The sequence below is a fragment of the Streptomyces violaceusniger Tu 4113 genome, assembly GCF_000147815.2.
Classification (GTDB): domain Bacteria; phylum Actinomycetota; class Actinomycetes; order Streptomycetales; family Streptomycetaceae; genus Streptomyces; species Streptomyces violaceusniger_A.
In genome coordinates, this window is sequence record NC_015957.1 from 7,231,828 (window position 1) to 7,253,802 (window position 21,975).

Here is a 21,975-nt window from a genome sequence, read left to right on the forward strand (position 1 = left end):
AGCTCAACGGTCGCGCGGATTGGCGTGTGCTTATGGTCGACGATGCGGGCGTTCGTCCCAGCGGTGGGTCGTCCATGCCTGACGGATCAGGCTACGTACAGTGATGATCGTGCCGGCGAGGTCGAAGAAGGCGTCGATGACGACGGCCCGGCGCTCGTAGCAGCGGGCGAGGCGGTGGAAGGCGTTCTGCCAGGCGTGGGTGCGCTCTGCGTGCCACCTCTGGCCGGCCTGGATGGGGGCCTCCCCGCCCTTGTGGGCAATCCGGCCGCGCAGGCCACCGCGTTCGGCGAGTAGGGCGCGAGCCTTGTCGGCGGCATGCATTTGCTCGCCATACCCCAGCTCGCGCCGGCCATGCCCGCTCGCGGGGGCTGCGTCGGCCCCGCGCCAGCGGGGGTGACACCCTTCAGGCCCCCCGCAGGCGGGCAGCTCGGCGAAGGACTGAACGGCGCGCTCCCGCGCCCCCGCGGTGAGCCTGAAACATCGACACCAGGATCGACGACGTCACATACTGACCCTCGTCGAAATCTGACAACGGGGCCTTCTGCGTCCGGGCCTTCCAGGACAGCGACTTCTGCCGCAATCACGATAGGAATCGCAGTGAACGCACCTACGTCGCCGGCCGTTTGGGTGACCGGCGAGACCGTCGACGGCCGGTACCGGGTGATCGGCGAGCTTGGCCGGGGCGGGATGGGCGTCGTGCACCGGGTACGGCATCTCGCCTGGGGCATCGACATGGCGGTGAAGAGTTCGCGGCCCGAGCTGTTCCGGAGCCCCGGCGATCAGGAGCTGTTCGTCAGGGAGGCCGAGGCGTGGGTGTCCCTCGGGCTCCATCCGAACGTCTGCGCCTGCCATTACGTGCGGGTGATCGACGGTGTCCCCCGCGTGTTCGCCGAGTACGTCGACGGCGGCAGCCTGGCCGAGTGGATCAGCGACGGGCGCCTCCACGCCGGGGATGCGCGGCAGGCCCTCGCCCGTGTTCTCGACACGGCAGTCCAAGCGGCCCGTGGGCTCGAGCACGCCCATCGCAGAGACCTGGTGCACCAGGACGTGAAGCCGGCCAACATTCTGCTCGACGGCACGGGCGCCGCGAAGATCACCGACTTCGGTCTCGCCCGGTCCAAGGCCGCCACGGCCCCGGCCGACCTCCAAGTGGCGCCGGGTGTCAGCGTGTTGGTGCCGTCCGGCGGCATGACGGTCGGCTACGCGTCCCCGGAGCAGCTCGCGGGCGAGCCCGTCGGGCGGCGCAGCGATGTCTACAGTTTCGCGGTCTCGGTCCTGGAGATGTTCACCGGCGGTGTGCATTGGGCGGCTGGTTCGGTCGCGGGTCTCGCGCTGGAGGAATACCTGGCCGACCCCTCGAATCCGGTCGCGGCGCCGCCGGAGGTCGCCCACCTGCTCCGGCGCTGCCTGCGGCAGCACCCGGCCCACCGGCCGGCCTCGATGGCGGACATCGCGGATGTACTGACCGGGATCTACGAGCAGGCGACCGGCTCGGCGTATCCGCGTCCCACGTCGCAGGCCGCCGATCTGCGCGCCGACGAGCTCAACAACCGTGGCCTCTCGCTCCTCGACCTGGACCGGGCCACCGACGCCGAGCAGGCCTTCGACCAGGCGCTCGCGGTCGACCCGCACCACGTCGGGGCCGTGTACAACGGTGGCCTGTTCCGGTGGCGTACGGGGGCGATCACGGATGGGGAACTCGTCGCCCGGTTGGAGGCGATCCCGCGTGGGTCCGGCGCGTCCTCCTGGCAGGTGCGGCTGTTTCTGGCCCGGGTCCACCTCGAACGCGGCGACCTCGCGGCGGCACACGACCTGCTCGACGCCCTCGCGCGCGAACGGCCCGACGACACCGACGTACGGGCGGCGCTGCGGGTGGCGGCCTCCGGAACCGTGGCCGATGCCCGCCACGCCGGCACCCGCGAGTTCCGCGAGCCGTTCGCGCTGCCGTTCGCGCCGGTGGAACTGCTCGCCCGGCACGAGGTGATGGGCTACCTGCCGATCCGGTTCACTCCCGACGGACGCCTCGCGCTGAGCGGCCACTGGGACGGCGTGCTCCGGCTGTGGTCCACGGCGACCTGCGCACAGCGGTTGGCGGTCGAGGGCCACCGCACGCAGGTGCTCGGCGTCGACCTCACCCCTGACGGCTCGTACGCACTGTCCACGAGCCGCGACGGCACGGTGCAGTTCTGGGATCTCGGGGCAGGCAGGTGTACCCGCGTCATCCGCTCCGCCGCACGCGCCACGGGGTGCCCGGTCAGGTTGAGCGCCGACGGACGCATCGGTGTGTGGCAGGGCGTGGACGGGCGCGTCCAGGTCTGGGAACCGCGGACCGGGACCCCCCGCTGGTCGCTCGGGGCAGCACTCGAGGACGGCGCCCTGGACGGCTCGCAGTACGAGGTGAGCGCCGACGGGCGCCATGTGCTCACCGCCGAGGAGGACGGGGCGCGGCTGTGGAGCGTGGCCGATGGCCGGTGCCGGGTGCTGGCCGCCGGCTCGGCGACGCATGCGCTGTGCTTCAGTCCCGACGGGTGGATGGTCGCGGTGGCCGGCGAGGACCGGGTGATCCGGTTGTGGGATGTGCGGGACGGCCGGCAGGCCGGTGCGTTGCGTACGTTGACGGGGCTGACCGCCGCGGCCGGTCACCTGGCCTTCGCCGACAATGGGCGGCTGCTGCTGTCCGGAACCACCGGCGACCACACCGTTCAGATCTGGGAGCTGAGCAGCGGCCGGTGTCTGCGGACCTTCACCGCCCACGCGTACGGGATGCACCACGTCGGATTCCCCGACGGCGACGACCGGTTCGGCTGCTCCGTCGGCGGGCATCCCGAACTGCCCATGCATCGCTGGCGGTTGCCCGATACCGAATACGCCGCCGAGCCGTACGTGATCAAGCCGCGCGAGTACGCGGAGGTCAGCCGGCTCGGCGGACTGGCCGAGGGACTGCTCGCCGAAGCACGCCAGGCGATGTCGGACGGCCGACACCGGTCAGCCTTCGGCCTGTTGACCCGCGCACGGGAGATACCGGGATACGAGCGCGCGCCCCAGGTCCTGGCCGCCTGGCACGAACTGGGCCGCTCGGCGCGCCACGTACGGCTGCGCTCCGCCTGGTCGCGGCCACTGGACGCCGGCCACCTCTCCTACGGCGCCGTCACGGCGATCGGTGTCGCCGCGGGTGTCCGGCTCGCCGTCAGCGGGCAGAGCGACGGCACCGTACGCATGTGGGATCTTGACAGCGGCGCGTGCACGCGCGCCCTCGACGATCACCCGGGCAGGGTGGGCGGGGTGGCGTTGAGCGACGACGGCCGGCACGTCCTGTGCGAGGGCACCAAGCCACTCGCGATCATTCGGTGGCGGCTGGCGGACGGCGAGTGCCGTCGGCTGACTCCGGACTGGGACATGAGGAGGACCATCAGGTTCACCGGCGACGGGAGATACGCCTGGTTCGGCAGCGGCGACGGTGTCCTGCGCCGATGGGACCTGGACGACGACCGCTGCATCGCGACGATCACCCGGAACGGCCCGGTCAACGTGATCTCCACATCCGCGGACGGGCGGCTCGCGGCGGTCGGCGACAGCAACGGCGTGGTCCGGCTGCGAGATCTTGACACCGGAGCCTGCCTGCGGACCTGGACCGGCCCCCGGGAACCGATCCTGTCGGCGTGCCTGAGCGCCGACGGCCGCCTGGCCATGTCCACACACCAGGTCATGTCCTCGGGCGCCAAGGACGAACCGATCCGGCTGTGGGACGCCGGCGCCGGGCGGTCCGTACGCGAGTTCGCAGGGCACGAGGGCTGGGTCTCCGCCGTGCGGTTCACACCCGACGCCCGGTTCGCCTTCTCGGCCGGCCACGACAGAACCGTACGGATGTGGGAGGTCGCCACCGGCCGATGCCTGCACGTGCTCGAAGGGCACCAACAACGCATCCGGCACCTCGAACTCACCCCCGACCTGCGCAACTTGGTCTCGGCGGGAGACGACGGCATCCGGCTCTGGGACCTCGACTGGGAGCTGGTGGCCGACTGAGCGGAGCGGGATGCGTACGGTCCGACGCCGCAGACGGCACGCTCAGGTTCACCGTCTCGTCCCCGAAGCCCTCCGGAGCCCTCCCCTCACACACAAGGAGACGATCCTCTGTGACGCCCTCGGCCACCATCACGCTCACCCTCGTCGAGGGCCGGGTCGAGCCCGGCGCGTACGTCTTCGAGGAGCGCACCACCCGCGTCCTCGGCCGCTCCACCGACTGTTCGCCACAACTGCCCGACGACCCCGACCACAAGACCGTCTCCCGCCACCACTGCCTGCTCGACATCAACCCGCCGGACATCCGCATCCGCGACTTCGGCAGCCTCAACGGCACGTACGTCAACGGCGAGAAGATCGGCCAGCGGCGCCGCGGCCTCACCCCCGAGGAGGCCGTCGCGGATTCCTACCCCGAGCACGACCTCAGGGACGGCGACCGGATCCGCCTCGGTGACACCGTGTTCCGCGTCGACATCACGCGGCCGCAGGTCGCCACGCTGAGGCTCGCGCGCTGCGCCAAGTGCGAGCGCGAGCTGGGCGACGAGGCGGGCGGCCGCCCCGGCGAGTTGTTGTGCGCCGCCTGTCAGGCCCGGCCCGACGCCGTGCTCAAACTGCTGCTCGAGCTGGCGCACGGCGGCCGCGCCGACCTCAAGGCCATCCGCGGCTACTCGGTGATCCGGGAGCTCGGCCGTGGCGGCATGGGCGCGGTGTACCTGGCCCGGCACGAGGCCACCGGCGTCGAGGTGGCGCTGAAGGTGATGCTGCCGAAGGTGGCGGCGAGCGAGACGGCGCGCGCCCGGTTCCTGCGCGAGGTGGCGCTCACCCGGGCAATGAAGCATCCGCACGTCGTCGCGCTGCACGACGCGGGCTTCGGATACGGAACCTTCTATCTGACCACCGAGTTCTGCACCGGCGGCAGCCTGGACCGGCTCGTCGCCGAACGTGGCGGGCGACTCCCGGTCGAGGAAGCGGTGCCCATCGCGGTGCAGGCGCTCAAGGGCCTGGAACACGCGCACCGGCAGGGCGTCGTCCACCGCGACCTGAGCCCCTCCAACATCCTGCTGCACAGGGAGACCGACGGCTCGACGACGGCGAAGATCGCGGACTTCGGTATCGGAAAGGCCTTTGACCAGGCGGGCCTGAGCGGGCTGACACGCACCGGCACCACAGCGGGCAAACCGATGTTCATGCCGCGCCAACAGGTCATCGACTTCCGCAAGGCCACCCCCGCCATGGACGTCTGGGCATTGGCCGCCTGCATCTACCACACGCTGACCGGAAGGCCCCCGCGCGAGTTCCCGCGCGCCAAGGACCCCTGGCAGGTCGTCCTGCAAGAGCCGGCGATCCCGATCCGCCGCCGCGACCCGGCCATCCCACGACGCCTCGCGGAGGTCATCGACACGGCGCTGCGGGAGCACCCCGAGATCGGCTGCGCGAGCGCGGCGGCGCTGCGCGGGGCGCTGGAGCGGGCGGGGCGGTGAGCCCTGACTGCGGCAGTTACGCGGGAGAAACCGGCCAGCTACCGTGAGCCGAAGACCGCGGTCCGCGGACCGCTCACAGCGGACTTGCTCGACACTGCTGTGAACCAGCTCACCAGGAGGGGCGGGGCGCACTCCCCGAACCTCGGGGAAACGCACCGACAGAGACCGACAACGGCCTGCAAGTCCAACAGTTGGCGCCCTGCATCGAACAAAACCCGATGATTTGCAACGGGAGCCCACGCCCCCGGACCGCCGGCCCCACACCTTGGGCAGCCGACCGGCTCACCGGGCGCCAACGGTCTCCAGCAGGACGTGGAGGTCGTGGGCGGCTTCGGCAGTGGACAGGGTCACGGCGGCGAGGACCGTGGCTGTCGCGGCGGCGAGGACGGGGTGGCGGCCGAAGGGAGGAGCGAGAAGGGCGGCGACGCGGCGGGGCACGGGTCCGGCGGCGGCGAGTGGGGTGCGGCGGCCGAGGATGCCCAGAGCGGCGCCCGGAGTGCGGGCGGGGACGTTGTGGGCGGCGAGGGCCGCTTTGCCGACGGTGCGGGCGACCCGCTCGCGGTCGCCGGTGGCGATGGCCGCGTTCTCATCCGCCCACCGTTCGATGGTGTACGTCACGGCCGTGGCGAGGGGGCGTAGCAGGGGGTTGGCGGCGGCGCCGAGCTGGGTCAGGGCGACGAAGGCGTAATGGTGGGCCGTCAGGTGGGCGCGTTCGTGGGCGAGCAGGATGTGGCGCTCGGTTTCGTCCAGGGTGTGCAGCATGCCGGTGGAGACGACGACGCGGCCGGGCAGGCCGGGGATCGCGAAGGCGTTGGGGGCCTCGTCCTCGATCACGACCAGGCCGTCTTCGGCGGGCATGCAGGCAGCTTCCAGGGCGGCGGTGGCCAGAGTGCGGGCGCGTCGCCAGAGCATGCGGGCGGCCATGAGGACGGCGGCGCCGAGCAGTAGCCCGGCGACCAGGGCGACGGACAGTTCGGCGGGATCGTCGCGCTGCGCGGTGTGGGCCGACCAGTGGCCGAGGCCGGCCGGCTCAGGGAAGCGGATCAGCCCGGTGATGGCCAGCAGCCCCAGTGAGATGGTGGTCGCCGTGCCCAGTACGAAGGCCGAGGCGGTGAGCAGCCAGGTCGCCAGGCGGGGTTCGCATCGCTCCGCCAGGGGGCGTACTCCGAGGGGAGCGAGCAGGGAGAGCAGCAGGGGGATGTAGACGGCGATGCGCATCTGGGCCGCCTCTTCCTACTGGTCGGGGTCGAGCAGTTGGCGCAGCAGGTCCGCGTCGGTGGTGGACAGCTCGTCGGCGAAGCGGGCGAGGACGTCCTGGCGGTCGGACCGCTCTTCCAGGACCGAGCGCATGCGGCGGGCGGCGAAGCCGGGGTCGTCGGTCACGGGGGCGTAGGCGTAGGCCCGGCCGCGCGGGGTGCGGGTGAGCAACTGCTTGGTATGCATCCGGGTGAGGATCGTCACCACGCTGTTGTAGGCCAGCTCGTCGCCGAGGCGTTCGGTGACCTCCCGGGGGGTCAGCGCGCCGTCGGCCCGCTGCAGCAGTTCGAGGATCTCGGCCTCGCGCGCACCGTTGGGCCGCTTGGGCCCGTGTCCTGGCGTGCGGATGCCCATGCGGTTGGCCTCCCCTCTCTCATCACCTACACTCGCGTAGGACTCCTACACGGGTGTAAAAGCTGTTGTCTCCCAAGTGTGCCATGCACGCGTGCCCGGCAGAACTCTGCCTTCGGCCGGCACGGCCGGAAAGGACCCTGCGGTGCCCTTGGCCCTCAACCCGCTGGATGCCGCCGAACTGCTGACAGCGTTCGGCACGGCGGGGGTTTTCGTGGCGCTGTTCGCCGAGACCGGGCTGCTGATCGGCTTCTCCCTGCCCGGTGCGCTGCTCGCTGCCGCGGCCGGGGCGCTGTTCGGCGCCCAGACCGGCCATCTGATCGGCCGCCGCGCCGGGCGGGCCGTGCCGGTCCGTACCCGCGGCCGGCACCTGATCGACGGGGTGAGGCGTGCGGAGGAGCTGCTCGCCCGCTACGGCCATGGCAGGGCAATCGTGCTCGCCCGGTTCATCCCGGTCCTGCGGACCGTGCTCAACCCGCTCGCCGGGATGGTCCGGGTGCCCGCCCGCACCTTCGCACTGTGGCAGGTGGCCGGAGGCGTGGTGTGGACGGCGGGCCTGGTGGTCGGCGGCTACGCCCTGGGCGCGAGAATCCCGAACCTCGACCGCTGCCTGCTCCCTCTGGTCGCGGTGATCGTCGCCGTCTCCTTGCTGCCACTTGCCCTGGAAGCGCTCAGGTCCCGCCGGACCCCCATCGCCGCGGAGCCGACCGTGGGGAGCGCCAAGTGAAGATCACCTTCCTGATCCACAATGTGTACGCGATCGGCGGCACGATCCGCACCACACTCAATCTCGCCGGCGTGCTCGCCGACCAGCACGAGGTGACGATCGTGTCGATGCTCCGCCACCGCACCCGCCCGCGGTTCGTCATCGATCCACGGGTGACGGTGGTGCCCCTGGTCGACATACGGGAGAACAGTGCGGACGAGGGCGATCCGCTGCTGCACCGGCCGGCCGAGGTCTTCCCCACCGCCGAGAAGCGGTACAAGCAGTACAGCCGCCTCACCGACCAGCGGGCGCGGGAGTACCTGCGGAGCTGCGACGCGGACGTGATCATCGGCACCCGGCCGGGCATCAATGTGTACCTGGCCCGCTTCGCCCCGCCCCGGGCGCTGCGCATCGCCCAGGAACACCTCACCCACGACACGCACACCAAGAAGTTGCGCGCCCAACTCGCCCGCCAGTACCGCGACCTGGATGCCGTGGTCACCACGACAGACGCCGACGCGGCCGTCTACCGGGCGAGGATGCGGCTGCCGGGCGTGCGGATCCTGGCCATACCCAACAGCGTGCCCGACCCCGGCCTGCCGCCCACCGACGGCAGCGCCCCCGTCATCGCCGCGGCCGGACGGCTGGTGCGCGCCAAGCGGTTCGACCTGCTCATCGAGGCATTCACCGATGTCGCCGCCAAGCACCCCGACTGGTCGCTGCGCGTTTACGGCGCGGGCGCCGACAAGGAACGGCTCCAGCGGCTGATCGAGGAGCAGGGTCTGGGAGGCCGGGCGGTGCTGATGGGCGCGGTGTCCCCGATCGAGGCCGAGTTCGCGAAGGCGTCGATCGTCGCCTCCGCCTCCGACGCGGAGTCCTTCGGCATGACGCTGGTCGAGGCGATGCGCTGTGGCATACCGGTGGTCGCCACCGATTGCCCGCTCGGCCCCGCCGAGATCATCGACGAGGGCGTCGACGGCCGCCTGGTCCCCATGGGCGACCGGCAGGCGCTGGCCGCCGCGCTGGGCGACCTGATCGCCGACGAGTCCGGCCGCCGCCGCATGGGCGAGGCCGCCCGCGCCGCGGCCCGCCGCTTCGATCCGGCCCATGTGGCCCACGCCTACGAGGAACTGTTCGGCGACCTCGCGGCCACGCGTTCCCCCCGTGCCTGGCAGCGCCGCAAGGCCCACTGGCGCAACCGCGCGGGCCGGGCCCTGCGCCGTCTGCGCCGCTGACCCCGATTCCGCTGACCGCGGTCGCCGCGCCGTTCCCCAGCGAACACGGCCCGCTCCATCCACCTCCACCCCACCACCACAGAAACGGATCCAGATGAGTGCCATCAGCATCGGCCAAGCGGCCATCCTCGGCATCGTCGAAGGCATCACGGAGTTCCTCCCCGTCTCCTCCACCGGTCATCTGAAGATCACCGAAGGACTGATGGGCATCCCGGTCGACGACACCTCCGTGGTCGGCTTCACCGCCGTCATCCAGGTCGGCGCGATCGCCGCGGTGCTGGTGTACTTCTTCAACGACATCGTGCGGATCGTCTCCGCCTGGGGCCGCGGACTCGCCCACCGCGATCAGCGGTACCACCACGACTACAAGTTCGCCTGGTGGGTCATCTACGCCACCATCCCGATCGTGATCGTGGGCCTGGCCGCCAAACCGCTCATCGAAGGCCCGCTCGCATCCCTGTGGGTGGTCGCCGGCTCCCTCATCGTCGGGTCCGGCGTGATGTGGGTGGCCGACCAGATGGGCCGCCACAAGCGCGGCGAGGACGACACGGGCTTCAAGGACGCCATGCTGGTCGGCTGCTCGCAGATCCTCGCGCTGCTCTTCCCCGGCTTCTCACGCTCCGGCGCCACCATGTCCACCGCGCTCATCCTCGACCTGGACCGGGTCGCCGCCACCCGCCTGTCCTTCTTCCTCGGCATCCCGGCGCTGACCGGCGCGGGCCTGTACGAGCTGAAGGACGCCGTCGGCGCCGGGGTCGGCACCGTCCCCCTCGTGGTGGGCACCGCCGTCTCGTTCGTGGTCGCCTACGCCTCGATCGCCTGGCTGCTGAAGTTCATCGCCAAGCACTCCTTCAACGCCTTCGTCGTCTACCGCATCGCCATCGGCCTGCTGCTGTTCGGCCTGCTGGGTAGCGGGGCGCTCACCGCGTGATCGCTTCGCGTAAGGTCATCCGCCCGCCACGCCGGATCCCGTGGTTGGTGCTGGCAGCCCTCGCCTATGCCGTAGCCCAACTCACCCTTGTGGTACCGCATCTGGGGCTGGGCTGGGACGAAACGGTGTACCTCTCCCAGGTCGACCCGCACCGCCCGGCGGCGTACTTCAGCGCCCCGCGCTCGCGTGGCATCAGCCTTCTGGCCGCCCCCGTGCTCGCCGTCACCGACTCCACCACCGTGCTCCGGGTCGTCCTGGCGCTGCTGTCCGCCGCCGCCCTGTACGCGGCCTACCGCGTCTGGCAGCCGATGCTCGGCCCCGGACGGACCGCCCTGGCCGCACTGCTGTTCGCCGGCCTGTGGACGACCCTGCTCTACGGGCCGCAGGCCATGCCCAACCTGTGGGTGGCCCTGTCCGCGGTGGCGGCCGTCGGCTGCTTCCTGCGGGCCGCACACCCCCCTGCGGGGCGGCGGACCCTGCTCGGCCTGGGCGCCATGGTCGCGGCCGCCACCTGCTTCCGCTTCTCCGACGGCGTCTGGCTCGCCCTGCCCCTGCTCGCGGCGTGCGCGATCGTCCCGGCCTGGCGGCGACCGGCGCCCGCGCTCGCCGTCGTCGGCGGGTTCGCCGTGGGTGGCGCCGAGTGGATCGCGGAGGCGTACGTACGCTGGGGCGGGGTCGGCGCCCGGCTGCGCCTCTCCAGCATCACCGAGGGCGGCATGGGCGCGCGCTGGGCGGGCGGCATGGCATGGCGCAGCCTCAACGGCCCCCTGCTCTGCCGCCCCTGCCACGTCCCGCTCACCCACCCCGAACTCACCCTGTGGTGGCTGGCCCTGCCCGCCCTCGCCCTCATCGCCTGCGTCCTGGCCTGGCGGGCCCGGCGCGACGCGGTCATCCTGCTCCCCATCGCCTGCGCCGCCACGCTGAGCATCCCCTACCTGCTGCTCATCGGCTACTCCGCGCCGCGCTTCCTGCTGCCCGTCTACGCCCTGCTGTCCCCTCCGCTCGCCACCCTGGCCGCACACTCCGCGCACGCCATCCGCCCGCCCCGCACCCGCGCCCTGGCCGCCGGGCTGGCAGCCGCGCTGCTCGCCCTGCACCTGTCCGCGCAGTACAAGGTCCTCGACCGCAACACGGCCACCGCCCGCGCCACCGCCGCCCGCTACCGCACCGCCGCCCACGACCTGCGCCGCCTCGGACTCACCCCGCCCTGCCTGGTCAGCGGCACTCACGCGCCACCCATCGGCTACGACGCCGGCTGCGCCTCCGCCAACGTCGGCGGCAACAACCGCAACACCACCGCACAGGCCCTGCTGCACCGCGCCGCCCGCGAACCCGCCGCCATCCTCGCCAGGGCCCACTCCGGCCCTCCCCGCTACGCCCGCACCTGGACCCCGCACCCCCTGCCGGGCGCCGGGCTCACGGCCTACACGCCTCCCCATTGACCGGCGGCCGTGCCGAAACCGGCCGCGGGCAAGTCCTGCTTGCGCAGCGGGTTGGAGTCGACATCTCGTACGCCTCCGGCTGGATACCGGGCTCAGGCGCAGAACACCTCGCCGCCCGCGGAGCGGGCCAGACGGCACGCGAGCGGCAGCCCGAGACCCGCTCCGTGGTGACCGTCGCCGGGATCGGCGCGCCGCCCCGGTTGGCAGAACTCTCCGACGGACACCTCCGGTACTCCCGGCCCGTCGTCGCGGTGATGTCGATCGCCACGCCGCCGGACCCTGGGCCGTCCCATCACGGTGACGGTGGAACGGGCGTAGCGGACGGCGTTGGCACCGGCCGGCGTTCGCACTCCGACGACCTGTGACCGGCGCTCGTAGGCCAGGAATCCCGGGTGACGGTCAGCACGGGCGACACAGCCCTTGTCCCCATGGGCCGCGTCGCCCGTGCCGCATATGGGCCCGACCAGTGCCGCCCCGTCGGACGGCCACCGCACGATGTCGCATGCCTCGACGTATCCGTTTCCGCGATCGACGAGCGCGACCCACCGCCGGCCCATGCGGGCGGTGGCCCGCACAGGCGGTCCCTTCGACGGCTGGGCGTTGGGTCAGCAGGTCATGCGGTGAGTGGGGCAGGTCGTCGGCCCGCCGCCAGCCGCCGGGTGATCAGCGGGGTCACCAGGACGACGACCAGCAGGCGCAGGCTCTGGACGGTGGAGACCAGGGCGACGTTCGCATGGGAGGAGACTGCCGTGGCGAGAACCGCGTTGATCCCTCCGGGGGTCGTGGCGAGGTAGGCGTCGGTGAACGGGATGCTCGTCACGCCTGCGAAGACCCACGCCAGCCCGGCGCAGCCGAGACAGACGACCGCCATGCAGGCCAGGATCGGGGGCAGCAGGCGCCGCACGCTGAGGAGCGTCTGGCGGGTGAACCGTACGCCCACGTCGAGGCCGACGAGGACGAAGACGACGTTCTGGAGCACCCCGACCGGCGCGAAGCCGGGCAGGGCGCCACTGAACGTCGCGACCAGGGCGACCAGCATCGGGCCGATCAGCACCGGCGTGGGCACCCGCAGCCGCCGGCCGGCCCACGAGCCGACGAGGGCGATGGCGGCGAGGGTGACCAGGCCGGTGAGCTGGTCCGACCCGGCGACGAGGTGGAGGAGGCCGGATCCGGCGGCACCGCCCGCTGCCGGATGACCGCCCGCGGCGGAGGACGCGGAGGTCATCCAGTGGGCCGCCAGCGGGGCGGTGGTGGCGACCAGACCGACGCGCAGGTACTGGGTGAAGGCGACGAGCCGCACATCGGCGTTCAGCTCGTCGGCGCAGGTGACGATCGCGGCCGAACCGCCGGGCACCATGCCGAGGACGGCGCTGGGCCTGCTGATGCGGCCACCGCGGGCCAGGAACCAGGCGATCGCGACGCTCAGCGCGATGGTGGCCGCGGTGACCACGGTCAGTGGCAGCGCGACGGGCGCGGCGGAGACGAGGGCGGACGGGGTGAGGTAGCTGCCCATGAGGGCGCCGACCAGTGCCTGGGAGGCCCGGTTGGCCGGCGCGGGGAGCCGGTCGCGGATCCCTCCGCACAGGGCCAGGACGGCGCCGACCAGCAGGGAGGACAGCAGGTAGGGGGCGGGAAGGCCGATGGCGTCCGCCGCGAGGCCCGCGGCGTACCCCCCGGCGATGATCAGGGCCCAGAGTCCGGTGGGAGCTGGGCGGGAGACGCGGGGCTCGGTGGTGCGCGGGGCGGGCTTCGGCGCGGTACTGGCGGTGGGGGACGGACGATCGTCCGTGCGCCACGGCGCGGAAGTCGGTGCCACGATGGGCGCCTTTCGTCGAAGGTGCGGGTCCGTTGGACTCGACGCCTGTGCGAAGCAGGCACTCTCCACTGTGCCGGGTACGCGCTGTGCGCATGCTGAGAGCGCTGAGTGAACGCTGAGGAGAACCTGAGAGCCCGCTGAGAGACGCGCGGCCGACCTGCGGTCCGGCCTCTAGACTCGCAATCGAGGATCAGTCTTCCGGGCGACCCCCGTCGGTACGGTCATGAGGTGATGCCGCGTGCAGGTGCTGGTGGTCGAGGACGAGCAGAACATCGCGCTCGCCGTGGACCGCGGGCTGCGCGCCGAGGGGTTCGGCGTGGACATCGCCGAGAACGGCGAGAAGGCCCTCGGCCTGATCAGGCACAACGACTACGCCGTGATCGTGCTCGACCTGATGCTCCCGGGCCGCAACGGCTACGACGTCTGCCGGACCCTGCGCGCCGCGGGCATCGCCACCCCCGTACTGATTCTCACGGCCAAGGACGGCGAGTACGACGAGGCGGACGCCCTCGACCTCGGTGCGGACGACTATCTGACGAAGCCGTTCTCGTTCGTGGTGCTGCTGGCCCGGATCCGCGCGCTGCTGCGCCGCAGTGCCCCACAGCGGTCTCCGGTACTCCGTGCGGGTGATCTCTGGCTGGATCCGGCCGCCCACCGGTGCGGCCGTGGCGACGAGCGCCTGGACCTGACGCCGCGCGAGTTCGGCCTGCTGGAGTTCCTGCTGCGCCACCCCGACACGGTGGTGAGCAAGACCGATCTGCTCGCCCAGGTCTGGGACGCCTGGTTCGAGGGCGACCCCAACATCGTCGAGGTCTACGTCGGCTACCTCCGGCGCAAGATCGACATCCCCTTCGGCCGGTCCGCCATCGACACTGTGCGCGGTGTCGGCTACCGGCTGGACGGGAAGGGCGGCTGAATGTCCCGACGCCTGCACGTCGGGCGTCCGGTGCTCGGCCGGGTGCGGCGGCTGACCCGGAAACTGAGCCTGCGGACCCGGGTCACCATATGGGCCACGATGGTCGTCGCGATCGCGATGATCGCGGCCGGCCTCGGACTGCTGCTCGGTCTCCAGCACTCCATGTGGAGTGACCGGGACAGTACCGGCCGCCAGCGGCTGTCCGATGTCACCGCCCTCGTCCGGCACGACCGGCTGGGTTCCCTCATCCCCTCCAACGGAGGGGACGCCGATGTCGTCGAGGTGCTCGACTCCCACGGGAGGGTGGCGGCCAGCTCCGACTACGAGACGCGCCCGGGCAGCCCCAGCGACTTCCCGAACGACCTCCCCCCGCAGGTGCTCGCGGGGCATCCGGCCACCCTCCGTGGCCTCAACGTCGGCGACGGGGGCGACTTCCGGGTGCTGGCCCGGCCGATCCGCATCGACGGCCGGCCTTCCACCATCGTCGTGGGGGTGTCCCTGGCCCAGGCCGAGCACACCCTGTCCAGCCTGATCACCGGCCTGGTGATCGGGGTGCCCGCGCTGACCGCGCTGGTGGCGTGGACGATCTCGCTCACCGCCGGCCGCACCCTGCGCCCGGTGGAAACCCTGCGTCGCCAGGCAGCCGACATCACCGCGACCGATCTGCACCGCCGCCTCGACCTGCCCGCCTGCCAGGACGAGGTGCAGGCCCTCGGCGTCACCCTCAACGACATGCTCGCCCGCCTCGACGACGCCTCCGTCGCACAGCGCCGCTTCGTCGCCGACGCCGCGCACGAACTGCGCAGCCCGCTGACGGCCCTGCGGGCCCAGCTCGAGGTCATGTCCAGCTACCCCGACCCCGACCGCGACCCGCAGATGGCCGCCGCCTTGCTGGAGGACACGGTACGGCTGCACGACCTGGTCGAGGGGCTGCTGGCGCTGGCCCGCAGCGAGGACCCCGCCCGGCCGCGGTCACAGGCCGCGCGCGTCATCGACCTGGACGAGGTGGTGCTGGCCGAGATCCGTCGGCAGCGCTCCCTGGCCCGGGCGGACATCGACGCCCGGCGAGTCTCGGGCGGGCGGGTGCGGGGCGACACCGAGGCACTGCGCTGCGTCATACGCAACCTGCTGGACAACGCCCGCCGCCACGCCAGCCAGCGGGTACGGGTCACCCTGAGCGAACGCGGAGGCACCGTCGAACTCACCGTCAGCGACGACGGATCGGGCATCGCGGCCGCGGACCGGCTGCGGGTCTTCGAGCGCTTCACCCGGCTCGACGAGGCACGGTCCCGCGAGGCCGGCGGTTCGGGCCTCGGCCTCGCCATCGTCGGCAAGGTCGTCACCGCGCACGGCGGCACCGCCTACGCCGACCAGGACCCCGCGCCGGACGACGGCGGTCTCGGCGGGGCGCTCCTGGTGATCCGCCTGCCGGCCGTTCCCCCGTCCGGCTGATCCGCGGCGTGCGCTGACGCCCTCACCTTGGCGGGCGCACGTGGCGGCGCGGCGCCTTCCTCGGTACTCGGCTACCGGCTTCCGACCGTCTGGCTTCGAGCCCGTTGAGGCGCCGTACGGAGTCAGGATGTGTTCAGGTATTCGGTGGCACGGTCGGGCCTCATGACATCCGAGACTCCTGAGACCTCCACGGCCCGCGGCCCTGCCGCTGCCCCGCCCGGTCACCGCATCCGCTGGAACAAGGTGCCCGAAGTCACCGTGTACTTCTGGGTGATCAAGGTGCTGTGCACGACGGTGGGCGAGACCGCGGCCGACATGCTGAACGAGAAGCTGGGCCTGGGCCTGACCGGTGTGTCGCTGCTGATGAGCGCGCTGCTGGCGGTTGTGCTGGTCGTCCAGTTCCGCACCGCCGCGTACCGGCCGGGCGTGTACTGGCTCGCCGTGGCCCTGATCAGCATCGTCGGCACTCTGATCAGTGACAACCTCACCGACAACATGGGCGTACCGCTGACGACGAGCACCACCGTGTTCGCGGTCGCCCTCGCGATCGTGTTCATCGTCTGGTACCGCCGCGAGCGGACTCTGTCCATCCACAGCATCGACTCCCTGAGCCGCGAGTCCTTCTACTGGCTCGCGGTGCTGTTCACCTTCGCGCTGGGTACCGCGGCGGGCGACCTGGTGGCCGAGCGCATGGACCTGGGCTACTGGCTGTCCGCGGTGATGTTCGCCCTGGCGATCGCCGCCGTCGCGGTGGCGCACTTCACGCTCGACCTGAACGCGGTGTGGAGCTTCTGGATCGCGTACGTGCTCACCCGCCCGCTCGGCGCATCGGTGGGCGACTACCTCTCCCAGCCGACCGGGGACGGCGGCCTGGGCCTTGGCACCGTGGTCACCAGCGTGCTGTTCCTGGCGGTCATCCTCGGCCTGGTCGTGTATCTGTCGGTGACACGGAAGGACGTCATCGAGCGGGAGCGGCTCGAGGAGCGGGCGGCGTGAGCGGTCGGCAGCCGTTCGGTACGCGTTCGGACCGCCGGTCCCCAGGGACGGGCCACGCGGTCAGCCGGGCGGCAGGCTGACCATGAACCTCGCCCCGGGCGTGTGCCCGCGGTCATAGGAGACCTCACCACCGGCTGAGCGGGCCAGGCGTCGCGCGAGCGGCAGTCCGAGGCCCGCTCCGCGGTGTCCGTCACCGGGATCGGCTCGCCGGCCCGGCTGGAAGAGCTGGTCGACGAACGGCCTCGGTACGCCGGGCCCGTCGTCGGTGATGTCGACGCGTACGATGCCGGATTCGCGGGCCGTACGAACGACGACGCTGGACCGGGCGTACCGGAGGGCGTTGGCGAGCAGCGGGCTGACGATGCGTTCGAGAAGGGCCGGAGGGACTCCGGCTTCCAGGTGTACGGCGGGGTCGGCCTGACGGGTGTGGTGATCGTCGAGGCTCATCGTCACATGGTCCGGGACGTCGAGGTGTTCGACGAGACGGCGCAGTACGAGCCGGACCTCGGCCGTGCCCGCGGTGTGCGTGCCGCCGCGGGCGTCGTCCAGGAGGGTGTCGCAGATCGTCCGCATGGACCGCGTGGCGTCGGCGATGACCTGGTGGGTGGCGCGGGTCTCGGCGGTCGAGCGCGGCCGGGCCTGCCACCAGTCCAGCTCGGCGACGATCCGGCTGAGCGGGGTGCGCAGTTCGTGTGAGAGTTCGCCGGTGAGCTGCCGCTCGTGGCGCAGTACCGTGCGGATGCGGTCCAGAAGTGTGTCCAGGGAGGTGCCCAGGCGGGCGAGCTCGACCGGGCGCCGCACCGTCCCGAAGCGCTCCTCGGAGGTGACGGTGTTCCGCTGGGTGGCCTGGTCGGTCATGGTGCGTACGGGGCGCAGCGCTCGGCCCACCGCCAGCCGGGTGAGGGCGTAGGTGCAGCCGAGCATCGTCGCATCCAGGGCGAGTGACCCCAGAAGCAGGGTGTCCGCGGAACTGCGGTAGGGGGCCAGGTCCAGGGCCGTGACCACCGTGGCCGGGTTGTCGCCGCTCCGCAGCGGCTGGGCACATAGCCGTATGCGTCCGGGCGCGTGGCCGGTGGCGGAGGTGGTGGTGCAGTCCCGCCCGCCGCGGGCGGCGAGCTGATCGGCGGCGTGGGTCAGCGAAGCGGCGGGGGACGGCGGCTGTTCGAGCAGCCGGGTGCCCGTGTAGATCCACACGTTGGTGTCGAGGAGCCCGTCGTTGGGGGACTCCTGGACTCGCACCGTCGGACCGCTCGTGTCGACGGTCGTGGCCACGGCGGCCGCCCGGGTGCGCAGCTCTTCGTCCGCCTGGCGCTGGAGGTGGTGGCGGACCACGGTGTTCAACGCCACGGTCAGGAACGTCATCAGCAGCGCGGCGGTGGTCAGGGCGACCAGGGAGAGGCGGCCGCGCAGGGTGCGTGGCGCGAGCCGGGCGAGCACGGCGGTCATGACAGGCGGTGGCCGATCCCGCGGGCGGTGCCGATCGTCAGCTCACTGCGGGCTTCGCCCAGTTTGCGGCGCAGCCGGGTCACGTACTGGTCGAGGGTGTTGTCGCTGACCTGTGCGCCCTCGGGCCAGCCCGCCCGGACCAGCTCACGCCGGCGCACGACGCCGCCGGAGGCCGCCATGAGGGCGGCCAGCAGTCGGAACTCCGTCGGGGTCAGGTCGACCTGGGCCTCGTCGACGGTGACGCTGTGCCGGACGGGGTCGAGGACCAGATCCCCGGCGGTGGTCGTGGGGTCGGGCCCGGCGCGCTTGAGCGCGGCGCGCAGCCGGGCGGCGAGTTCGGCGAGGTGGAACGGCTTGGGCAGATAGTCGTCGCCCCCGGAGGAGAACCCGGACAACCGGTCGGCGAGCCCATGACGGGCAGTCAGGAAGATGACGGGGAACAGGAATCCGCCCGCGCGCATCGCCTGGCATACGTCCCGCCCGTCCGCGTCGGGCAGCCCGACGTCGAGCACGGCCGCGGCGATGTCTCCGGCGGCCAGGCGCAGGGCGGTGGCACCGTCCGGGGCCGGCACCGTGCCGAAGCCTTCCTCGCGCAGCCCGCGCAGCAGTACGTCACGCAGGGCGTGATCATCCTCGACGACCAGGATTCTGTGGCCCATGGTCCTCCATCACTCCTTCGTCCCCGAGTGCGCTTCCGTGACGAACCATGTGGGCGGCCACCGGATCGCCGCGCACAGGCACACTCCGAGCCAGCCGACGGCGAACAACCAGCCACCGATCACATCGGTGAACCAGTGCACCCCCAGGTACACGCGGGTCAGTCCCACCAGCGCGCCCCAGCAGCCGACCACCAGGCAGACCGTCGTTCTCCCGCGCGGGGCGCGCACCCATACCGCGAGGATCACCAGTCCTGCGGTGAGAGCCGCCGTGGTGGCGTGGCCGGAGGGGAACGACCAGCCCGAGGCGTGCGTGTCCCAGTCCGTGTGCGGCGGGCGTGCCCGCGCGATCCACGTCACCACGCCGTACCGGAGGGCTTGGCCGGCACCGAGACAGGCGAGGCCCGATGCCGCGGCGAGGAGCCGATGCGGCAGCGTCCGTCCCACGAGGACTCCGGCCACGGCGACGAGCACGTACGGGGTCACACCGGTTCCGGTCGCGGTCAGCCCGCGGGCCAGGGCCACCGCCACCTCGGGGCGGTGGCCCACGGACCAGGCCAGCAGGCCATGGTCCATGAGCAGCGGGGCGCCGTGGTGGCCGATGACGACCATGCTCAGCACGCCGAACGCCAGCCACGAGGCCAGGCCGATGCCCCCGGCCAGTCCGGCGGGGTCTCTGCGCTTCATGGCATCAGCAGGGGCCGCGGCCATGCGTGCCGCGAACCGTCGGCAGCGAGGATCATCGCCTCGCCGCCTTGGCCTTGCGGGAGCCCGCCTTGGCCTTGCGGGAGCGGTACAGCTCCGCGGCGAGCGGGATCAGTGACACGATCACGATGAGCGCGATCACCGGGAGCAGGTACGTGTCGATGCTGGGGACGGAGGACCCGAGCCCGTACCCGGCGAGCGTCAGTCCCAGACTCCACACGAGCCCGCCGGCCATCTGCCACACCGTGAACGTCCGGGCCGGGACGCCAAGGGCGCCCGCCAGCGGATTCAGCACCGTGCGCACCACCGGCACGAAACGGGCCAGCACGATCGCCTTCGCGTACCCGTACCGCTCCAACAGCTCCTCGGCCCGTTGGGCGCCCTCGTGCAGCCGGGGCGAGCGGCTGCGGGCGAGCAGCGCTCCGCCCGCCTTCCGGCCGAGCAGATACCCCCACTGCGCACCGGTGAGCGCGCCCACGGCGGCGGCGATCAGGAGTGGGCCGAGGGAGAGCCGCACACCCTGGTCGGCGGTCCCGGTGCACAGCAGTCCGGCCGTGAACAGCAGCGAGTCACCTGGCAGGAAGAAGCCGATCAGCAGGCCCGTCTCGGCGAACAGCACCACGCCGACCCCCACTACGCCAAAGGCGGACAGCAGGGACTGGGCGCTGAGGATGTTCACCGCGAGCTGCGATGCTTCGGCGAAGGGGGGTGCGGCCATCGGCGCGAGCCCTCTCATACTGGATGGACGGACGGGGTGCGGCCGGGACGGCACCCCATTGACTACAATCCTGTAGACGGTCTGCTGAACTGTAGACGATGGCGGGGTGAGGAACGTTCCCATGACCGACGAGAAGGACGAACGGCGTCCGGCGGGCGAGCTGGAAGCCGCCGTCATGGCGGCCCTGTGGGCCGCTGACGCGCCGCTCACCCCCGGCCGCGTGCAGCGCGAGCTCGGTGTCGGCCTGGCGCGTACGACGGTGACGACGATCCTGTCCCGCCTGCACGACAAGGGCGTCGTCGGTCGGGAGCGGCTGGGCCGCGGCTACGCCTACTTCGCCGTCCAGGACGCCCCCGGGCTCACCGCCCGGCGCATGCACGGGGAGCTGGCGCGGGACACCGACCGGGAGACGGTTCTGGCCCGGTTCGTCGCCCAGCTCAGCTCCGACGACGAGCAGGTGCTGCGGCGGCTGCTGGAGGGGGACGCGCAGTGATCGCCCTGCTGCTGGTTCCCCTGCTGCTGGTTCCCCTGCTGCTGCCCTTCGCGGCACCAGCGTCGGCCCGGCGCGCCCTCGCCCGCCTGGACCCGGTCACCGCGCTGTGGGTGCTGACCGTCTCCGCCCTGGTACTGGCCGGTGCGTGCGTGGCCGCCCTGGGCGCCCTCGTGCTGACCGGACTGTTCAGGTTTCCTCTCTTCGCGGCGCTCGGCGAGCTTGTCCATCCCCTGCACACGCCCTCCGACCTGCTCATTCTTCCCGCTGCCTCGCTGGCCACCGGCGCGCTCACCGTCGGCGCGTGGGCTCTGGGGCGTTCGGCCGTTCGCCAGGTCGGCGCCTTCCGCGCTGCCCGCACCCAGGCCGAAGCCCGCCCTGCCGTGGGCGACCTGTGCGTCATCGACTCGCCCTACCCGGACGCCTACGCGCTGCCCGGCCGCCCGCAGCGCATCGTCGTCACCACCGGCATGCTGCGCAGCCTCGGCCCGGCCGAGCGCGAGGCCCTCTTCGCCCACGAACGCGCCCACAACCGGGGCGGCCACCACTATTTCCTCGCCGCCGCCGAAATCGCCGCCCACTGCCACCCCGCCCTGCGCGGGCTGCGCACCGACATCCGGTTCGCCGCCGAACGCGCCGCCGACGAGGCCGCCGCCGGCGCCGTCGGCGACCGGCACCTCACGGCCAGGGCCATCGCCCGCGCCGCGCTGGCCGGCCACGACTCCCGTTCCGCCCGCCCGGACTTCGCCTCCGGGGCGACCGGCGGCCCGGTCCCCCAGCGCGTCGCCGCGCTCCTGGCGCCCGCGGCACGGCCGGCCCCGGCCAGGCGCTGGACGGCGCTGCTCCTCGTCGTCTGCGCACTCCTGTCGGCGGGCGCCGCGACGACCGATGTGCTCACCTTCCACCATGACGTCGAAGTCGCCCAAGGCGAGGCGAGCCCCTGACCGACCGACCGTGGGTACCCTCGAACCCGACCCGTTCAGAGAATCGGCCGTGCGGAGCCCGGCCGCCCGCCGCGGAGCGATCCTCGCGGCGACCGGCGGCGCCGTGCCCCGCCGTGTGAAGGCTCTCGTCCATGCCGATGACACCGCACAGGGGGGCCGGGTCGGTTGCTGGAGGCTCATCCCCGCTGCCGCGCTGCCGTGCTGTCTGGCGGCCTCGGGGGCCGGCCCGGCGGATGCCGTCGAAGACCTGCACCTCAATGTGCAGATCGCACAGAACCGGACCGGGTCGCGGTAGCGACCCCCGCTCGCTTCGTGGCCGTCCGCGAACGCGGCGAACGCCACTCCGCTCGCGGGGAGCGCCACGTGAGCACCGTGTTGTCGACCACGATCACCAGCAACGTGGCGCGGACGAC

At 72.3% G+C, this 21,975-nt stretch carries 19 protein-coding genes and 1 pseudogene; 11 read left to right on the top strand and 9 right to left on the bottom strand.

From position 1 onward, the window contains the following. Positions 1–30: 30 nt before the first annotated feature. Positions 31–294: pseudogene (locus tag STRVI_RS29465) on the bottom strand (IS5/IS1182 family transposase); the annotation flags it as partial. 303 nt (positions 295–597) lie between these two features. Here STRVI_RS29465 and STRVI_RS29470 point away from each other — a divergent pair. Together STRVI_RS29470 and STRVI_RS29475 are read left to right on the top strand one after the other, a co-directional pair. Then, on the top strand, positions 598–4,023 hold the full coding sequence (locus STRVI_RS29470) for a WD40 repeat domain-containing serine/threonine protein kinase (protein ID WP_014059270.1): 3,426 nt from the start codon (positions 598–600) through the stop codon (positions 4,021–4,023). A 110-nt stretch (positions 4,024–4,133) separates the two neighbouring features. Continuing rightward, positions 4,134–5,501 carry a protein kinase domain-containing protein gene (locus tag STRVI_RS29475; RefSeq protein WP_014059271.1) on the top strand — a complete coding sequence of 456 codons (1,368 nt, stop codon included), beginning with the start codon at positions 4,134–4,136 and terminating at the stop codon, positions 5,499–5,501. A 282-nt stretch (positions 5,502–5,783) separates the two neighbouring features. Here the strand turns inward: STRVI_RS29475 and STRVI_RS29480 are convergent, their stop codons facing one another. Together STRVI_RS29480 and STRVI_RS29485 are read right to left on the bottom strand one after the other, a co-directional pair. After that, positions 5,784–6,719: a M56 family metallopeptidase gene (locus tag STRVI_RS29480; RefSeq protein WP_014059272.1), complete on the bottom strand. Its 936-nt coding sequence runs from the start codon at positions 6,717–6,719 to the stop codon at positions 5,784–5,786. 15 nt (positions 6,720–6,734) lie between these two features. Beyond that, entirely contained in the window at positions 6,735–7,112 is a 378-nt protein-coding gene (locus tag STRVI_RS29485; RefSeq protein WP_014059273.1) for a BlaI/MecI/CopY family transcriptional regulator, read from the bottom strand. A 142-nt stretch (positions 7,113–7,254) separates the two neighbouring features. Between STRVI_RS29485 and STRVI_RS29490 the strand changes: the two genes are divergently transcribed. The 4 genes from STRVI_RS29490 (at position 7,255) to STRVI_RS29505 (ending at position 11,423) form a co-directional block, all read left to right on the top strand. Further along, positions 7,255–7,836 (top strand): DedA family protein, encoded by a 582-nt coding sequence (locus STRVI_RS29490; RefSeq protein ID WP_014059274.1) that lies wholly within the window; start codon positions 7,255–7,257, stop codon positions 7,834–7,836. Next, positions 7,833–9,050 (top strand): glycosyltransferase family 4 protein, encoded by a 1,218-nt coding sequence (locus STRVI_RS29495; protein ID WP_014059275.1) that lies wholly within the window; start codon positions 7,833–7,835, stop codon positions 9,048–9,050. The genes STRVI_RS29490 and STRVI_RS29495 overlap by 4 nt, the downstream gene beginning before the upstream one ends. A 94-nt stretch (positions 9,051–9,144) precedes the next feature. Then, complete coding sequence (locus tag STRVI_RS29500; protein WP_014059276.1) at positions 9,145–9,981, top strand: undecaprenyl-diphosphate phosphatase; 837 nt, start codon at positions 9,145–9,147, stop codon at positions 9,979–9,981. After that, positions 9,978–11,423, top strand: coding sequence for a hypothetical protein (locus STRVI_RS29505; RefSeq protein ID WP_014059277.1), 1,446 nt, complete (start codon positions 9,978–9,980; stop codon positions 11,421–11,423). The genes STRVI_RS29500 and STRVI_RS29505 overlap by 4 nt, the downstream gene beginning before the upstream one ends. A 92-nt stretch (positions 11,424–11,515) precedes the next feature. On the opposite strand, the gene STRVI_RS56110 is transcribed toward STRVI_RS29505, so the two are convergent. Then, entirely contained in the window at positions 11,516–11,998 is a 483-nt protein-coding gene (locus STRVI_RS56110) for an ATP-binding protein (protein WP_014059278.1), read from the bottom strand. Between the two features lie 38 nt (positions 11,999–12,036). Then, on the bottom strand, positions 12,037–13,239 hold the full coding sequence (locus tag STRVI_RS29515) for an AbrB family transcriptional regulator (RefSeq protein ID WP_014059279.1): 1,203 nt from the start codon (positions 13,237–13,239) through the stop codon (positions 12,037–12,039). A gap of 238 nt (positions 13,240–13,477) precedes the next feature. Here STRVI_RS29515 and STRVI_RS29520 point away from each other — a divergent pair, with 238 nt between their 5' ends. The 3 genes from STRVI_RS29520 to STRVI_RS29530 all read left to right on the top strand — a co-directional run bounded on the left by STRVI_RS29520 (position 13,478) and on the right by STRVI_RS29530 (position 16,603). Beyond that, the gene (locus STRVI_RS29520; protein ID WP_014059280.1) at positions 13,478–14,155 is read left to right on the top strand and encodes a response regulator transcription factor; all 678 of its coding nucleotides are present in this window, start codon (positions 13,478–13,480) and stop codon (positions 14,153–14,155) included. Then, complete coding sequence (locus STRVI_RS29525; protein WP_014059281.1) at positions 14,156–15,607, top strand: ATP-binding protein; 1,452 nt, start codon at positions 14,156–14,158, stop codon at positions 15,605–15,607. 162 nt (positions 15,608–15,769) lie between these two features. Beyond that, the gene (locus STRVI_RS29530; protein ID WP_043236707.1) at positions 15,770–16,603 is read left to right on the top strand and encodes a COG4705 family protein; all 834 of its coding nucleotides are present in this window, start codon (positions 15,770–15,772) and stop codon (positions 16,601–16,603) included. A gap of 60 nt (positions 16,604–16,663) precedes the next feature. On the opposite strand, the gene STRVI_RS29535 is transcribed toward STRVI_RS29530, so the two are convergent. From STRVI_RS29535 to STRVI_RS29550, 4 genes are read right to left on the bottom strand one after another with little or no spacing between them, the layout of a single operon-like run. Continuing rightward, positions 16,664–18,049 carry a sensor histidine kinase gene (locus STRVI_RS29535; RefSeq protein ID WP_014059283.1) on the bottom strand — a complete coding sequence of 462 codons (1,386 nt, stop codon included), beginning with the start codon at positions 18,047–18,049 and terminating at the stop codon, positions 16,664–16,666. Further along, positions 18,046–18,708 carry a response regulator transcription factor gene (locus tag STRVI_RS29540; RefSeq protein WP_014059284.1) on the bottom strand — a complete coding sequence of 221 codons (663 nt, stop codon included), beginning with the start codon at positions 18,706–18,708 and terminating at the stop codon, positions 18,046–18,048. The genes STRVI_RS29535 and STRVI_RS29540 overlap by 4 nt, the downstream gene beginning before the upstream one ends. Positions 18,709–18,717: 9 nt before the next feature. Next, the gene (locus STRVI_RS29545) at positions 18,718–19,392 is read right to left on the bottom strand and encodes a phosphatase PAP2 family protein (RefSeq protein WP_014059285.1); all 675 of its coding nucleotides are present in this window, start codon (positions 19,390–19,392) and stop codon (positions 18,718–18,720) included. 52 nt (positions 19,393–19,444) lie between these two features. Then, positions 19,445–20,128 (bottom strand): DedA family protein, encoded by a 684-nt coding sequence (locus STRVI_RS29550; RefSeq protein WP_014059286.1) that lies wholly within the window; start codon positions 20,126–20,128, stop codon positions 19,445–19,447. A gap of 121 nt (positions 20,129–20,249) precedes the next feature. Here STRVI_RS29550 and STRVI_RS29555 point away from each other — a divergent pair, with 121 nt between their 5' ends. Both STRVI_RS29555 and STRVI_RS29560 read left to right on the top strand, forming a co-directional pair. Further along, a complete protein-coding gene (locus STRVI_RS29555) occupies positions 20,250–20,621 on the top strand; it encodes a BlaI/MecI/CopY family transcriptional regulator (protein WP_014059287.1) in 372 nt (123 codons plus the stop codon). A gap of 11 nt (positions 20,622–20,632) precedes the next feature. Continuing rightward, on the top strand, positions 20,633–21,562 hold the full coding sequence (locus STRVI_RS29560) for a M48 family metalloprotease (RefSeq protein WP_043240193.1): 930 nt from the start codon (positions 20,633–20,635) through the stop codon (positions 21,560–21,562). Positions 21,563–21,975 lie beyond the last annotated feature (413 nt).

Excerpts from the sequence above, each read along its gene's own strand:
- STRVI_RS29480 (WP_014059272.1), bottom strand. The coding sequence starts at position 6,719 with ATGCGCATCGCCGTCTACATCCCCCTGCTGCTCTCCCTGCTCGCTCCC.
- STRVI_RS29485 (WP_014059273.1), bottom strand. The coding sequence starts at position 7,112 with ATGGGCATCCGCACGCCAGGACACGGGCCCAAGCGGCCCAACGGTGCG.
- STRVI_RS29500 (WP_014059276.1), top strand. The coding sequence starts at position 9,145 with ATGAGTGCCATCAGCATCGGCCAAGCGGCCATCCTCGGCATCGTCGAA.
- STRVI_RS29525 (WP_014059281.1), top strand. The coding sequence starts at position 14,156 with ATGTCCCGACGCCTGCACGTCGGGCGTCCGGTGCTCGGCCGGGTGCGG.
- STRVI_RS29530 (WP_043236707.1), top strand. The coding sequence starts at position 15,770 with ATGACATCCGAGACTCCTGAGACCTCCACGGCCCGCGGCCCTGCCGCT.
- STRVI_RS29535 (WP_014059283.1), bottom strand. The coding sequence starts at position 18,049 with ATGACCGCCGTGCTCGCCCGGCTCGCGCCACGCACCCTGCGCGGCCGC.
- STRVI_RS29540 (WP_014059284.1), bottom strand. The coding sequence starts at position 18,708 with ATGGGCCACAGAATCCTGGTCGTCGAGGATGATCACGCCCTGCGTGAC.
- STRVI_RS29545 (WP_014059285.1), bottom strand. The coding sequence starts at position 19,392 with ATGAAGCGCAGAGACCCCGCCGGACTGGCCGGGGGCATCGGCCTGGCC.
- STRVI_RS29550 (WP_014059286.1), bottom strand. The coding sequence starts at position 20,128 with ATGGCCGCACCCCCCTTCGCCGAAGCATCGCAGCTCGCGGTGAACATC.
- STRVI_RS29555 (WP_014059287.1), top strand. The coding sequence starts at position 20,250 with ATGACCGACGAGAAGGACGAACGGCGTCCGGCGGGCGAGCTGGAAGCC.